This window comes from Rhizobium sp. ZX09, assembly GCF_017357485.1.
GTDB lineage: Bacteria > Pseudomonadota > Alphaproteobacteria > Rhizobiales > Rhizobiaceae > Agrobacterium > Agrobacterium pusense.
Genome location: NZ_CP031364.1, coordinates 1,526,450 through 1,540,034 on the forward strand (window position 1 = coordinate 1,526,450; position 13,585 = coordinate 1,540,034).

Here is a 13,585-nt window from a genome sequence, read left to right on the forward strand (position 1 = left end):
TTGCGCATTGGTCATCAGAAGACAGTCTTCTACGGTCAGCGACTTGACGCTCTGGATCTCACGGTCAGGCCTGAGGACACAGACGGAGCCTCAGGTTTTGCCTGTGATGTCCGGCTTCACCGCGCAGACTGCATAACGATGCTGCAGCCCCCGGAGTATACCTTTCAGCAGGCTGAAATTTTTCGCCTGGGCGCGGTGAATGGCCTGGAGTTCCTGATCGATTGCGACAGGTTCGAAACCCGTCTGTCGCAGAAGCGCTGCAACCTCGCCGGCTCTCGCACCGTTTGAAAAATAGACACGCGACAGGATGCTGGTGAAGGTGTTTTCCGGATCCGCTGGCTTGTGCGGCTGATCCGGTTTGACCAACCCCAAGCCTTCGAGACCTGCCGCAAGTTTCTTTACCAGTTTTTCGCGCCAGCTGGTATTGACGAAATCGCCATCCACGATCAGCAGGCGTCCACCCGGTTTCAGCACTCGGAACCACTCCGCGAAACTTGCCCGTGGATCGACCAGCGTCCAGACCAGATGGCGGGTGATGATGACATCGGCGCTCTCATCCGGCTCCATCGTGTTTTCGGCATCGCCGACGAAGAAACGGATGCTACGCCCACGGCTTTTTGCTTTTTCACGGGAAAGCGCCAGCATTGTTTCGGACCAGTCCATGCCGGTAACCTGAAATCCGAGATCGTCCATGAGGTGAGAGATGACGCCGGTGCCGCTGGCAAGATCGAGCGCGCTGCGCCCCTCACCCGGACCAAGATGTCTCAAGATCAGCGCGTGCCACGCCTCGCGCTCCTCTTCGGAGAAAATTTCATGGCCGGGGGACAGGTCGAAAGTCGCAGCGCGGCCGGACCAGTAGGCTTTGATTTCGTCTCTCAGGCTGTCGTTTTTGCCATATTCTATGGTGTCGATCATTGGTCTTCAGCTCATGTACCGGTCAGTTAAGAATGGCTCTAAAACATAAATGTTGACTAGTATAGTCAGAAAATAATACAGCCGCGCCAGTCAACACTGGAGAGCAATATCCGATGCGCATCTCAGCCAAATCTGCGGCATTTGCCCTTGGCCTTCTCGTATCTGCGGCATGGCCGGCATTGGCCGAAAAGGTCACCGTCAAGGATGTGACCGGCCGGGATGTCGAAGTCAACGTTCCCGTTTCGCACGTCATTCTCGGCGAAGGCCGGCAAATTTACTTCCTGGCGGCGCTCGACAAGGAAAACCCTTTCCAGCACGTGGTCGGCTGGCGTGACGATCTGTCGAAGGCCGATCCGGAAACCTACGACGCCTATCTCGCCAAATACCCCGATATCGCCAAGCTGCCGACTTTCGGCGGCATGAAGGACGGCACCTTCGATGTCGAGCAGGCCGTTGCCCTGAAGCCCGACGTCATTCTGATGAACATCGACGCGAAGACGGCGACCGAAGAGGCAGGTTACATCGAAAAGCTCGCAAAGGTCGGCATTCCGCTGGTCTATGTCGACTTCCGCGAAAAACCGATGGAAAACACCGAGCCGAGCATGCGTCTGATGGGCAAGCTGATCGGCAAGGAAAAAATCGCGGAAGATTTCATCACGTTCCGGGCGGAATCCATCGCGAAGGTAACGGACACGCTTGAAAAGGCAAATCCAAAGAAACCTGTAGTGTTCATGGAGCGTGCCGGCGGTTACTCCGACGATTGCTGCATGTCTTTCGGCAACGAGAATTTTGGCAAGATGGTGGAGCTGGCGGGCGGCATCAACATGGCCAAGGATATTATTCCGGGCACCTTCGGCACCGTCAATCCTGAGCAGATCATTGCCTCCAACCCGGAGCAGATCATCATCACCGGCGGCAACTGGAACGGTTATGTTCCCGGCGGCAACTGGGTCGGCGTCGGTTACGGCGCGGATGTGAAGGAGGCCCGTCGCAAGCTGGAAAACCTGACCAAACGCCCGGCTTTCACAGGCGTCCAGGCCGTGAAGGATGGCAATGTCCACGCCATCTGGCACCAGTTCTATAACAATCCCTATCAGTTCGTGGCCATTCAGGAAATCGCCAAGTGGCTGCACCCTGATCTCTTCAAGGATCTCGATCCCGAAGCCACGTTCAAGGAACTTCACGCCCGCTTCCTGCCGCTTGACTACAAGCCCGGCTACTTCGTTTCGCTGAAGGATGGGAAATAAGACAGGGACGGTGAAGGAGGAGCGCCGGTCCACTCGATGGATGAAGCCGCAGCCACGCGGCTTCATCGTTTTGTTTTGAACTTGATGAGGACCTTCTCATGCGGCTCAACGCCCTCAGGCATCTTGCGATGCTGGCCTTCTCCCTTCTCGCCGCCGCGGCTCATGCGGGGGAGATCATCGATGTCACCGGACGCAAGATCGAGCTGGACCTGCCGGCCAAGCGTGTCATCGTTGGCGAGGCGCGTCAGGTTCACGTCATCGCGGCGCTGAAGGGCGACCAGACTTTCGATACTATTGTTGGCTGGCGTGACGACCTGCTCAAGAAGGACCCGGACAGCTACGCCGCCTACGTCGAGCGTTTCCCCGAGATCGAGAAACTGCCGCGCTTCGGTTACATGCCACAGGGGGATTTCAGCCTCGAGTCGGCCATCACGCTTTCGCCTGATGTCATCACACTCAATCTCGAAGCGGAGAAATCAGCCAAAGAAAGCGGTTTCGAAGAAAAAGCCGAAGCTGCGGGTATCAAGGTCGTCTATCTCGATTTTCGCATCGATCCCGAAAAGAACAGTGAAGCCTCGGTCGAAATCCTCGGCAAGCTCTTCGGTGCCGAAGAGCGCGCGAAGGACTTCATCGCCTATCGCCGTGCCGAAATCGCCCGTGTGACCGACCGGCTCGCCAGCGTCAGGGACTTGAAGCGCCCTAACGTCTTCATTGAGCGTTCGCCCGGCATTTCTGGTGAAAACAACTGCTGCCGCACTTTTGGCCCGGCCAATTTCGGTGCCATGGTCGATCTCGCCGGTGGTCGCAATATTGCCGATGGCATCATAAAGACGACCTTTGGCGACCTCAATCCCGAACAACTCGTCGTTGCCGATCCCGAGCACGTGATTGTCACAGGTTCGAACTGGGCGGCTGAATCCGACATCAATCAGTTCGTTCCCGTAGGACGCGGTGCGGATATGGCTCTTTCCCGTGAGCGACTGGCCAACCTGATGAAGCGCACGCCGTTTCCGGAACTGACGGCCGTCAAGCAAGGCAACGTGCACGCCGTCTGGCACCAGTTCTATGGTGCGCCTTACGAGTTTTTCCCGATCCAGCAATTCGCCAAGTGGTTTCACCCGGACCTCTTCGCCGATCTCGATCCGGAAAAGAATTTCGAGGAGTTTCACCGGAAATTCCTTCCCGTCACCTACAAGCCCGGCTATTTCGCCTCGCTCGAAAAAGGTTTGAACCAATGAGTTCGCTGAATGAAAGCGCCGTTGGCGTCAGCGGGCGCGATCAATATCGCGCCCTTGCCGCGCGCAGGATCGTCATCCTCTTCGGGCTTTTCATCGCCCTGTGTTTCAGCATGGCCGCAGACATGGCGCTCGGTCCCGCTCGCTACACCCTCTCCGAAGTGCTTGCGACCATCGCCGATCCAGCCGCAGTGGGAAACCAGCTGCGTGTGGTCATCTGGGACATCCGCATGCCGATCGCGCTGATGGCGGTCACAGTCGGCGCGTCGCTTTCGGTGGCGGGCGCTCAGATGCAGACCATCCTGTCGAACCCGCTCGCCAGTCCGTTCACGCTCGGCATCTCGGCCGCCGCAAGCTTCGGTGCGGCGCTGGCGCTCGTCGGCGGGGTGGCGATCTTTCCGGGCGCCGTGCACTACATGGTGCCGATCAATGCCTTCATCATGGCAATGGTTGCGGCCCTTTTCATCCATTTCGCGTCAACGCTTCGCGGTGTGACGGTTGAAACGATCGTGCTGCTTGGCATCGCACTGGTCTTTACCTTCAATGCGGCGCTGTCGCTGCTCGAATACCTCGCTTCCGAACAGGCGCTTGCCGCCGTCGTCTTCTGGACCATGGGCAGCCTGACGAAGGCGACCTGGGACAAGGTCTATGTCACCGCCGCCATTCTTCTCGTTACCGTGCCGATGTTCATGCGAAATGCCTGGGCGCTGACGGCGCTCAGGCTTGGCGATGACAAGGCGGCCAGCATGGGCATCAATGTGCGCCGTCTGCGGCTGCAGACGATGCTGACGGTCAGCCTGCTGGCCGCCATTCCGGTTTCTTTCGTCGGCACAATCGGTTTTGTCGGGCTGGTGGGGCCGCACATCGCCCGCATGCTGGTGGGTGAAGATCAGCGCTTCTTCCTGCCGGGTTCGGTGATCTGCGGAGCATTGCTGTTGTCTGCAACCTCGGTCATCAGCAAGATACTCATTCCCGGCGCTGTTCTGCCGATCGGCGTCATCACGGCGCTGGTGGGCGTACCTTTTTTTTTCGCGCTTATTTTCGGTAACAGGAGACGCGCATGGTAGCCCTCGCATTGAAGGATGTTGGCGCCGCCTATGGGCGCACCACGGTTCTCTCCAAGGTGGGCATCGATACGCTCGAAAGCGGTAGCGTGACAGCGGTGATCGGCCCGAATGCCGCCGGCAAGTCGACGCTTTTCAAGCGCATCGCCAGCCTGATCTCCGGTCCCGGGCTGGTGGAACTTTCCGATACCGCCCGTGGAGACCGAGCCATCTGCTACATGCCGCAGGACACCGGCGCAAACGCGGTGCTGACGGTCTATGAATCCGTTCTGCTTTCCGCCAAGCAGGGCGGCGGCTGGCGCGTTCAGGATCATGAGCTGTTCGAGATCGACGCCATTCTCAAGGCGCTGAAAATCCATGACCTTGCCTTCCGCGGGCTTGGCGAATTGTCAGGCGGCCAGCGCCAGTTGGTCTCGCTGGCACAGGCGCTTGCCCGCAAGCCGGAGGTGCTGCTGATGGATGAGCCGACTTCCGCACTCGATCTCCACCGGCAGATCGAGGTTCTGGGCTTCGTCACCGAACTCGCGCAGAAGACAGGCATGATCGTGCTGATTGCGCTGCATGATCTCAACCACGCGCTGCGCTATTGCGAGAAGACGATGGTGATCGCACAGGGCGAAATGGTGGTGAGCGGCAGCACGGAAGCGGTGATAACATCCGACATGCTGCGCGAAATCTATCGCATCGATGCACGTATCGAACCCTGCTCGCAGGGCAGGCCGATGGTCATCGTCGACGGGGCAATCTGACGATGGAAGAACCCGGCTGCAAGAATTGCCGGGTTCCTTGTAACTCGGGCCATGGGCCCGCGTCGGCGCACTAATTCTCGATGATGAGGATGGTACGGACAAGCTCGATGTATCCGCCTGGGGCGCAACATCGGTGGACGATTTGTTGTGGTATGATGATAATGGAAATGCCGTTATCCTCTCGGCCAGACACGTCCGTCTCCGTCACGCTGAACGGGGTCGATGTCAATGTACTCGACGCATCGGACTTCATTTTCGCCAGCGCATCGGCGCTTGCCGCGTAAAGGAAAAACCGGCTGTGGGCTTTCAAAACCAGCAGCAGACACCGCCGCAGTCCCTCACTGCGGCGGTCGTTTCGCCCCTCAAGACTACGTTTTTCGGCCTCACGCTCGTCAGCGGTGTCGTCAACATATTGGCGATGACGTCGCCGCTTTTCATGTTGCAGATCTATGACCGGGTACTGGCAAGCGGCAGTCTGCCGACCCTGGTCGGGCTCGCACTTCTTGCTCTCGGGCTTTATGGTTTCCAGTGCCTGCTCGATATCATCCGTGCCCGTGTCCTGATCCGTATCGGCGAAGACTTCGACTTGCGCTACTCCCGCAGAGTGCATGATGCCGTGGTGCGCCTGCCGCTCGTCAACCGCATGCCGGGTGACGGCCTTCAGCCGCTGCGTGATCTCGACAATGTACGCGGCTTTTTATCCGGCACGGGTCCGACTGCCTTTTTCGACCTGCCGTGGATGCCGCTTTATCTCGGCATATGTTTCCTGTTCCATTTCTGGATCGGTGTAACGGCGCTCGCCGGCGCTGTGCTGCTGGTCTCGCTCACAATTTTCACCAATATCTTTTCTCAAAAACCAATCCGCGACACCATGGTGGAAAACATGGTCCGCAACCGGCAGCTGGAGGCCTCCCGCCGCAACGCAGAGGTGGTGCAGGCCATGGGGCTTGGTGGCCGGCTCGGTAGACGCTGGCAAAATTCCAACGAGGCCTATCTTGCCGCCAATCGCAGGGCGGGCGATGTGGCAGGCGGCCTCGGCAATATCGCAAAATCGCTTCGGGCCGTTCTACAATCGGCAATTCTTGCTGTCGGCGCTTGGCTCGTCATCGAGCAGGAAGCCTCCGGCGGCGTGATGATCGCCAGTTCGATCATGATGGGCCGGGCACTGGCGCCTGTCGATCTCGCCATTTCCAACTGGAGGTCCTTCGTGGCCGCCCGGCAGAGCTGGGCACGGCTGAGAGAGCTTTTTTCGCAAATGCCGGCCGATGCCGCTGCCATGGCCCTGCCGAAGCCAGAGAAGGAATTACGGGTCGAGAATGTCACCATCGTTCCGCCGGGCGGAAAAAAGCCCATCGTTGCTGGGCTCGGTTTCGTCGTGACAGCCGGAAACGCGCTCGGCATCATCGGTCCGTCAGGTTCGGGCAAATCGACGCTATCGCGCATTCTCACCGGCGCGTGGATGCCTGCCGCCGGCAAGGTGCGGCTTGATGGCGCAAGCTTCGATCAGTGGGACCGGGAAGCGCTTGGCCGCCACATCGGTTATCTGCCGCAGGGTGTGGAACTTTTTGAAGGCACCATCGGCGAGAATATCGCCCGTTTCGCGGACAACCCAGATCCCGAAGCCGTCATCGCTGCAGCTAGGGCTGCCGGCGCACACGAGCTGATCCTGCGTTTCGAAAAGGGGTATGACAGCGATATAGGCGAGGCGGGTTCAGCTCTCTCGGCCGGGCAGCGCCAGCGCATCGGTCTGGCCCGCGCTCTTTATGGCAATCCCTTTATCGTGGTGCTGGATGAACCCAACGCCAATCTTGACGCGGAAGGCGAGGCGGCAGTGGTCCGGTCGATTGCCTCCGTCAAGGCGCGCGGTGGTATTGCCGTTGTCGTCGCCCATCGGCCAAGTGCCATCGGTGCGGTGGATTTCATCCTGATGATGGAAGAGGGAAGGATGAAGGCCTTCGGCCCGCGCGACGAGGTGCTGTCCAAGGTGCTGCGTGTTCCGCAGGGGCAGGGCGGCAAAGGTTTCACCGCATCCGCGCAAACGGTCTCACCGCTGCGCGTCGTGGCCAATACCCAGGCCCGACCCGCCGGGCTGGAAGACGGCCGTGAAGAGAATAGCCGGCAGGAAGAGACGGATGTCAAAGATTGATCAGCGCAGCAGCGTTTCCCGCTCCATCCGCAAGCATCTCTTTGCGGGACTCGCCGCAAGCATTGCGCTTCTGGCCGGTGTCGGCGGCTGGGCCGCGACGACCCGTCTTGCCGGTGCAGTCGTCGCCTCCGGTCATCTGGTTGTGGATTCGTACACGAAAAAGGTCCAGCATCCGAGCGGCGGTGTCGTCGGTGAAATTCTTGTGAATGAGGGCGAGAGGGTGAAGGCCGGCGATGTGGTCATGCGTCTCGATGCGACGCAGACCCGTGCCAATCTCGCCATCGTGACCAAGCGCCTGGACGAACTGACTGCACGGATGGTCCGACTGGAAGCCGAGCGGGACGATTTGCCTGAACTCGCCTTTCCGCGGACTCTGATCGCGCGCATGGATGACCCGAATGTCGCTTCTGCCATGCGCAGTGAAAAGAAGCTGTTCGAATTCCGCAAGTCCTATCGAGAGGGCAGGAAAGCGCAGCTGTCCGAGCGCATCACCCAGTTCGAACATGAGATCGAAGGTCTGAAGGCGCAGGAAGTGGCCTATGATAACGGGCTTGCGGTGTTGCAGGCTGAAATTGCCTCGCAGAAATCGCTGCGCGAACAGGGCGTCGTCTCCGTGCAGCGGCTGAACAGCCTGCAGACTCAGGCCGCGACATTCGGCGGGGAGCGCGGCGAAAAAATCGCCTATCAGGCACAGACTGCGGGGCGCATCACCGAAACCAAGCTGCAAATCCTTCAGATCGATCAGGAATTGCGGACCGAGGTCGGGAGGGAACTGCGCGAAATACAGGCCCAGATGGGCGAATTCGTCGAGCGCAAGGTTGCCGCCGAAGATCAATTGAAACGCATTGATATCGTCGCGCCGCAATCCGGCACGGTGCATGAAATGGCTGTGCATACGGTGGGGGGCGTTGTAACGCCGGCAGATCCGATCATGCTGATCGTACCTGACGGAGATGACCTTGCGCTCGAGGTGCAGATCCTGCCGAAAGATATCGACCAGCTTCAGGTGGGGCAAAAGGCCATGCTGCGCATGACCGCCTTCAATCAGCGTGTCACGCCGGAGCTGGAAGGTCATGTCAGCCGCATTGCGGCGGATATCACGACAGATCAGCGCACCGGGCTCTCCTATTATCTGGCACGGATTTCCGTCCCGGTTACCGAGCGGAAGAAGCTGAACAATGCGCCGCTGGTGCCGGGCATGCCCGCCGAGGCCTTTATCCAGACCAGCGAAAGAACGGCGCTGTCCTACATCGCCAAACCGCTGACGGACCAGATCAGCCGCGCTTTCCGGGAGGACTAGGAATTCGAACCCGACCTGAGGGCGTTATCCACCGTCGCCAAAACGGAAGCCGGCAAACCCTCTCGTTTGCGTCGGGATAGCCCAGACGCCGCCCGAAAATGGCGCTTTCTCAAGCCGGTCTTCGGACATGTTGTGGCGGTGTGATGTCAGGAAAAGGATGCTGAAATCAGGCCCTCCGAAGCAGGGCATCGTGGGGTGAGGGACAGGAGCCGCAATCGCGTTCGTCAGCTTGCCGTCGGGCGAGAAAATGTTCAACACGCCAGCGGAAACGCCCGCGCTGTAATAGTTGCCGTTGCTATCGAGACAGCCGCCATCGGGTCTTCCTGTTTCTTCGGTCATCCGGGCCACCTGTACGCCCTCATCGAAGGTGCCGTTCAGGCGGTCGAATTTTCGCCGGCGTATCCATTTCTGGACGGAATCGCTTTGCCACATGATTGATCCGTCGGCAGAAAAAGCGAGGCCGTTCGGGCATGTCAGCCCGGTCTGCATGCGCTCGGCGCTTTTTTCGGTGATCCGCCAAAGCTCGCCATGGGGCTCCATGTCCGAAAGCGGCACATTGTGCATTGTTCCCACCCAGAAAGCGCGGTCGGGGCCGATCCGTCCGTCATTCAGCCGGCAGGGGATGCCTTCGGGTGCCGGAATGGAATGGAGGAGACGCGTTTTGCCGCTTTCCGGATCGAGGATGACGATGTCCATGCCACAAGTGACGATGAGTTCGCCGTTCTGGCAAAGGCCGAGACTTGAAACCGTCCTAGGGAACGGCCATTCTTGATAGACGCCGGACTCAAGACCTGCGCACCGCACGGTCTTTCCGAGAATATCGCACCAGAAAAGCACCTGTCGCCGCTCGTCCCAGACAGGGGATTCCGCCAGTGTACTCATCGTGTCGCACAGAAGTTTCGTTTGCGACATGGCAAGCGCTTGTCCGGGATTTGCCGTATTCATGATGTTCGAACCGTTGAAAAAGATGCCGCAGAATTACTCGAAATAGTCCTGGTGGTTCTCGAAGACTTGCGAAAGAATGCCGAGGACACGTCTCAGATGTTTGCGCAAATTATCGGTCGCGCGGACTTCGTCTCCTGCCCTGATTGCGTCATATACCGCCTCATGTTCGGAAAGCAGGCGTGCCATATGCGCTTCGTCGGTTATGGCGAGTGCGCGCAGGCGATCCAGCCCCGCCTTCTCGCGGATCAGCAGGGATTCCAGTCGTTCAAGCCCCGTCGCGGCGGCAAGCGCGCTGTGGAATTGGTCGTCATGAACGCGGAAAGCCTTTCTGTCTCCATTGCGCATTGCTGTCCGCTGGCCGTTCAGGGCGTGTTCGATCTCCTGTTCCGCTTCCGCAGTCAGGCCGATCTGGCACAGCCTGCACACTGCCGCCACCTCAAGTGCCTCGCGGATGAATTGCGCGCTGCGGATGTTCTTTTCCGATAATCTCGAAACATAGGTGCCGCGGCTTGGAAGCGTCACGATCAAACCATCGTCGCGCAGACGGCTCAGCGCCTCCCGCACCGGGGTTCGGCTGGAATTGAACGATTGTCCGATTTCGTTTTCCGAGACTGCCTGACCGGGAAAAAGCTCCCGCGAAAGGATGGCGGATTTCAGCGCGGAATAAATCTGGTCCACGACCGGACGGTTAAGGTCCAGTCGCTCCATTGTCGGCACGGTGCCGCCTGTCACGGGAATTTTCGGCATATACCCTCCAGCGTTCTCATAACCGGTATACCGGAACACAAGTCTGTTGACAACCGGCATACCGGTATGCAAATGATTGCGCATTGGGAAGGAGGCTCCCGAAATGCAAAATATCAAGACCTGCGTCATCGTTGGTGCCGGAATGGTAGCGAAGACGCATGTGCTTGCCTGCGCGGCAAGCCCTGAAAAAATTCGCCTGAAAGGCATAGTCGACGGTGGCTCCGGCCGCGCTAAGGCGCTGGCCGCCGAAGCCTCCAGACACACCGGATATGAAGTTGCGGTTTATTCCTCAGTCGAGGAGGCGGCGCGCGATACGGATGTCGATTTCGCCATCATCGCAACACCGCCAAATGCCCGTATTGATATCGTCGGGAAACTGGCGAAGGCGGGCAAGCACATCCTGATGGAGAAGCCCGTCGCTCGCAATACGCAGGAAGCAGACGGTCTCGTTGCCCTTTGTCGCGAGGCAGGTGTTACTCTCGGCATCATCTTCCAGCACCGCATGCGGGCTGCATCGCAAAAAGCCCGTGAGCTCGTTGATGGCGGCACGCTCGGCGCGCTGGGCCTCTGCGAAATCTCCGTGCCCTGGTGGCGCGCGCAATCCTATTACGACGAACCGGGTCGCGGCACGCTGGCGCGCGATGGCGGCGGCGTCCTGATCTCCCAGGCAATTCATACGATCGATCTGGCATTGAGCCTGACGGGGCCAGTGGCCCGTGTTCAGGCCATGGCTGCGACGACGCGTTTCCATCGCATGGAAACCGAAGATTATGTTTCTGCCGGGCTGCGCTTCAAGAACGGTGCCGTTGGCTCGCTCGTTGCAAGTACCGCAAGTTTCCCCGGCGCTGCGGAATCGATCCTGCTGCATTTCGACAATGCCAGCCTGCGGCTCGCTTCGGGTCTGTTGCATCTCGACTGGCGCGATGGCCGGCAGGAGACTTTTGGCGGCGCGGCCGCTGGCACGGGCGGCGGCGCCGACCCCATGGCTTTCACGCATGAATGGCATCAGGGCGTCTTCGATGATTTCGCAGACGCCATCTCTTCAGGACGCCCGCCTGTTGTCACCGGCGAAGCGGCTCTTTTGTCTCACAGATTGATCGACGCGATCATCAACTCGGCCGACACCGGCAAGGAAGTGGAACTGCAGGATGAGTAAAGCAATCAAGTTCGTCGCTCTCGGTATTGAGCATCGGCATATTTTCGGCATGGCCCAGAACCTGCTGGATGCCGGCGCCGAATTTGCCGGCTGGTGGACTGAAGGCGAGCCCGATGTCGTGGAAGGCTTCGTCAAGCGCTTCCCGGATGTGCCGCGCGCAGCATCGAAAGAGGCGCTGCTGGCTGACGGCACCGTCGATCTCGTCGTGATCGCCGATATTCCCTCCAAGCGCGCCGATCTCGCAATCGCCGCCATGGAAGCCGGCAAGGATGTCATGTCCGACAAGCCGGGCTGCACCACTTTCGAACAGCTTGATCGCCTCCGCCAGACAGTCGCAAAGACCAAGCGCATCTGGACCGTGGATTTCTCCGAGCGCTTCGAAGTGCCGAGCGTGACCAAGGCGGCGGAACTCGTTGCACAGGGCGCCATCGGCCGCGTCATCCAGACCGTTGGCCTTGGCCCGCACCGTCTGAACCGCCAGATCCGCCCGAAGTGGTTCTTCGAGCGCGAAGCCTACGGTGGTATCATCACCGACATTGCCAGCCACCAGATCGACCAGTTCATGTTCTTCACGGGTTCGACCGAGGTTGAGATCGTGTCCGCCACCGTCGCCAATTACGCCAACCCAGGCGATCCGGGCCTGCAGGATTTCGGCGAAGTTGTGCTGCGCGGCGACAAGGGCCACGGCTATATCCGCGTTGACTGGTACACACCGGATGCGTTGCCGACCTGGGGTGACGGCCGCCTGACCATTCTCGGCACCGAGGGTTACATCGAGCTGCGTAAATATGTTGACGTCGGCAACACCGAAGGCACGGACCGCCTCGTTCTCGTGAATGGCGACCGCTGCGAGTATATTGATGCTTCCGGTGCTGGCCTGCCCTATTTCGCTCGCATCTGCGACGATATCCGCAACCGCACGGAAACGGCGATGACGCAGGAACACGTCTTCAAGGTCTGCGACCTGTCGCTGCAGGCACAGGCCAAGGCTGAGGGAGCCTCGAAATGATTGGTGTTGCCATCATCGGCGCCGGCATCGGCGCCCAGCATCTGGGCGGCTATCGGGCGCTACCCAATCGCTTCGTCGTCAAGGCAATCTGCGATCTCGATCTGGAGCGCGCGCGCTCCGTCGCCGGCGATGATACCTCCATTCGTCTGACCACCGATCTCGATGAGGTTCTGGCCGATGAGAGCATTCAGCTGATCGACGTCTGCCTGCCGCCGCACCTGCATTTTCCGGTGACGCTGAAGGCGCATGCGGCGGGCAAGGATGTGGTCTGCGAAAAGCCGCTGGTCCGCTCTCTGGAAGAAGCCAATGCGCTGATCGACTCCGTCAAGAAGACCGGTCGCGGCGTGTTTCCCGTGTTCCAGTACCGCTTCGGACACGCCATGCGGCAGATGCGCGCGCTCATCGATGCCGGTCTTGCCGGCAAGGCCTTCGTCGCGAGCTCGGAAGTTCACTGGAACCGTGGCGCGAGCTATTACGACATCCCCTGGCGCGGCACCTGGAAGGGTGAGTGCGGCGGTGCAATCCTCGGTCATGCCATTCATGCCCATGATCTTCTGAGCCACGTCCTCGGTCCGGTCGAGGAAGTTTTCGCCATGGCCGATACGCGGGTCAACACCATCGAAACCGAAGACTGCGCAGCACTCAGCTTCCGCATGAAAAGCGGTGCGCTCGCAACCAGCTCGGTCACGCTTGGCGCGGCCGAAGACACGTCGCGCCTGCGATTCTGCTTCGAGGGCTTCACGGCGGAAAGCGGCACCTTGCCGTATCGTCCGGCGGAAGACACCTGGCGTTTCATTGCCCGCGCCCCGACGACGCAGGATCAGATCGACGCTGTTCTGGCAACGGTGGCTGATGGCGAAAACGGCTTTGCCGGTTTTGTCGAAGCTATTGCCGACGCGATGGAAGGACGCGGCGGCAAGGAAGTGACGGTTCATGACGGCTTGCAGTCAATCGAACTCGTGACAGCCATCTACCGATCGGTCCGGGAAGGAAAGCCGGTTCGTCTGTCCGACGCCGCCGAAGGTGAGTGGATCAAGGGCTGGGCTCCGAGCGCATCCGCAAAAGCATAATC

General features: G+C 59.6%; 12 protein-coding genes and 1 pseudogene. 10 read left to right on the forward strand and 3 right to left on the reverse strand.

Annotated elements, in window-relative coordinates:
* Window positions 1–90: 90 nt before the first annotated feature.
* Window positions 91–915: a class I SAM-dependent methyltransferase gene (locus tag BTN45_RS21730; RefSeq protein ID WP_207590976.1), complete on the reverse strand. Its 825-nt coding sequence runs from the start codon at window positions 913–915 to the stop codon at window positions 91–93.
* A 113-nt stretch (window positions 916–1,028) separates the two neighbouring features.
* Here BTN45_RS21730 and BTN45_RS21735 point away from each other — a divergent pair, with 113 nt between their 5' ends.
* From BTN45_RS21735 to BTN45_RS21760, 7 genes and pseudogenes are all read left to right on the forward strand, one after another.
* Window positions 1,029–2,162: an ABC transporter substrate-binding protein gene (locus BTN45_RS21735; protein WP_111813432.1), complete on the forward strand. Its 1,134-nt coding sequence runs from the start codon at window positions 1,029–1,031 to the stop codon at window positions 2,160–2,162.
* Between the two features lie 98 nt (window positions 2,163–2,260).
* The gene (locus tag BTN45_RS21740) at window positions 2,261–3,400 is read left to right on the forward strand and encodes an ABC transporter substrate-binding protein (RefSeq protein WP_207590978.1); all 1,140 of its coding nucleotides are present in this window, start codon (window positions 2,261–2,263) and stop codon (window positions 3,398–3,400) included.
* Window positions 3,397–4,464: an iron ABC transporter permease gene (locus BTN45_RS21745; protein WP_034498339.1), complete on the forward strand. Its 1,068-nt coding sequence runs from the start codon at window positions 3,397–3,399 to the stop codon at window positions 4,462–4,464. The genes BTN45_RS21740 and BTN45_RS21745 overlap by 4 nt, the downstream gene beginning before the upstream one ends.
* On the forward strand, window positions 4,458–5,210 hold the full coding sequence (locus tag BTN45_RS21750; protein WP_004438328.1) for an ABC transporter ATP-binding protein: 753 nt from the start codon (window positions 4,458–4,460) through the stop codon (window positions 5,208–5,210). Before BTN45_RS21745 ends, BTN45_RS21750 begins: the two co-directional genes overlap by 7 nt.
* Window positions 5,211–5,295: 85 nt before the next feature.
* Window positions 5,296–5,494, forward strand: a pseudogene (locus tag BTN45_RS26430) (hypothetical protein); the annotation flags it as partial.
* Between the two features lie 14 nt (window positions 5,495–5,508).
* Window positions 5,509–7,356, forward strand: coding sequence for a type I secretion system permease/ATPase (locus tag BTN45_RS21755; protein ID WP_207590980.1), 1,848 nt, complete (start codon window positions 5,509–5,511; stop codon window positions 7,354–7,356).
* On the forward strand, window positions 7,343–8,656 hold the full coding sequence (locus BTN45_RS21760) for an HlyD family type I secretion periplasmic adaptor subunit (protein WP_207590981.1): 1,314 nt from the start codon (window positions 7,343–7,345) through the stop codon (window positions 8,654–8,656). The genes BTN45_RS21755 and BTN45_RS21760 overlap by 14 nt, the downstream gene beginning before the upstream one ends.
* 24 nt (window positions 8,657–8,680) lie before the next feature.
* Here BTN45_RS21760 and BTN45_RS21765 read toward each other — a convergent pair whose 3' ends face one another.
* Window positions 8,681–9,601: an SMP-30/gluconolactonase/LRE family protein gene (locus tag BTN45_RS21765; protein WP_162701988.1), complete on the reverse strand. Its 921-nt coding sequence runs from the start codon at window positions 9,599–9,601 to the stop codon at window positions 8,681–8,683.
* A 33-nt stretch (window positions 9,602–9,634) separates the two neighbouring features.
* A complete protein-coding gene (locus tag BTN45_RS21770) occupies window positions 9,635–10,348 on the reverse strand; it encodes a GntR family transcriptional regulator (protein ID WP_162701986.1) in 714 nt (237 codons plus the stop codon).
* 103 nt (window positions 10,349–10,451) lie between these two features.
* Between BTN45_RS21770 and BTN45_RS21775 the strand changes: the two genes are divergently transcribed.
* Genes BTN45_RS21775 through BTN45_RS21785 form a run of 3 tightly spaced genes read left to right on the forward strand, consistent with a single transcriptional unit; the run spans window position 10,452 to window position 13,583 of the window.
* Window positions 10,452–11,504: a Gfo/Idh/MocA family oxidoreductase gene (locus tag BTN45_RS21775; RefSeq protein ID WP_112636156.1), complete on the forward strand. Its 1,053-nt coding sequence runs from the start codon at window positions 10,452–10,454 to the stop codon at window positions 11,502–11,504.
* A complete protein-coding gene (locus BTN45_RS21780; RefSeq protein ID WP_207590982.1) occupies window positions 11,497–12,513 on the forward strand; it encodes a Gfo/Idh/MocA family oxidoreductase in 1,017 nt (338 codons plus the stop codon). Before BTN45_RS21775 ends, BTN45_RS21780 begins: the two co-directional genes overlap by 8 nt.
* A complete protein-coding gene (locus BTN45_RS21785; protein ID WP_207590984.1) occupies window positions 12,510–13,583 on the forward strand; it encodes a Gfo/Idh/MocA family oxidoreductase in 1,074 nt (357 codons plus the stop codon). Before BTN45_RS21780 ends, BTN45_RS21785 begins: the two co-directional genes overlap by 4 nt.
* Window positions 13,584–13,585: the final 2 nt, after the last annotated feature.

What these genes read in the sequence shown, in the direction of transcription:
- BTN45_RS21730 (WP_207590976.1), bottom strand. Translation starts at nt 915, where the DNA reads ATGATCGACACCATAGAATATGGCAAAAACGACAGCCTGAGAGACGAA.
- BTN45_RS21735 (WP_111813432.1), top strand. Translation starts at nt 1,029, where the DNA reads ATGCGCATCTCAGCCAAATCTGCGGCATTTGCCCTTGGCCTTCTCGTA.
- BTN45_RS21740 (WP_207590978.1), top strand. Translation starts at nt 2,261, where the DNA reads ATGCGGCTCAACGCCCTCAGGCATCTTGCGATGCTGGCCTTCTCCCTT.
- BTN45_RS21745 (WP_034498339.1), top strand. Translation starts at nt 3,397, where the DNA reads ATGAGTTCGCTGAATGAAAGCGCCGTTGGCGTCAGCGGGCGCGATCAA.
- BTN45_RS21750 (WP_004438328.1), top strand. Translation starts at nt 4,458, where the DNA reads ATGGTAGCCCTCGCATTGAAGGATGTTGGCGCCGCCTATGGGCGCACC.
- BTN45_RS21760 (WP_207590981.1), top strand. Translation starts at nt 7,343, where the DNA reads ATGTCAAAGATTGATCAGCGCAGCAGCGTTTCCCGCTCCATCCGCAAG.
- BTN45_RS21765 (WP_162701988.1), bottom strand. Translation starts at nt 9,601, where the DNA reads ATGAATACGGCAAATCCCGGACAAGCGCTTGCCATGTCGCAAACGAAA.
- BTN45_RS21770 (WP_162701986.1), bottom strand. Translation starts at nt 10,348, where the DNA reads ATGCCGAAAATTCCCGTGACAGGCGGCACCGTGCCGACAATGGAGCGA.
- BTN45_RS21775 (WP_112636156.1), top strand. Translation starts at nt 10,452, where the DNA reads ATGCAAAATATCAAGACCTGCGTCATCGTTGGTGCCGGAATGGTAGCG.
- BTN45_RS21780 (WP_207590982.1), top strand. Translation starts at nt 11,497, where the DNA reads ATGAGTAAAGCAATCAAGTTCGTCGCTCTCGGTATTGAGCATCGGCAT.
- BTN45_RS21785 (WP_207590984.1), top strand. Translation starts at nt 12,510, where the DNA reads ATGATTGGTGTTGCCATCATCGGCGCCGGCATCGGCGCCCAGCATCTG.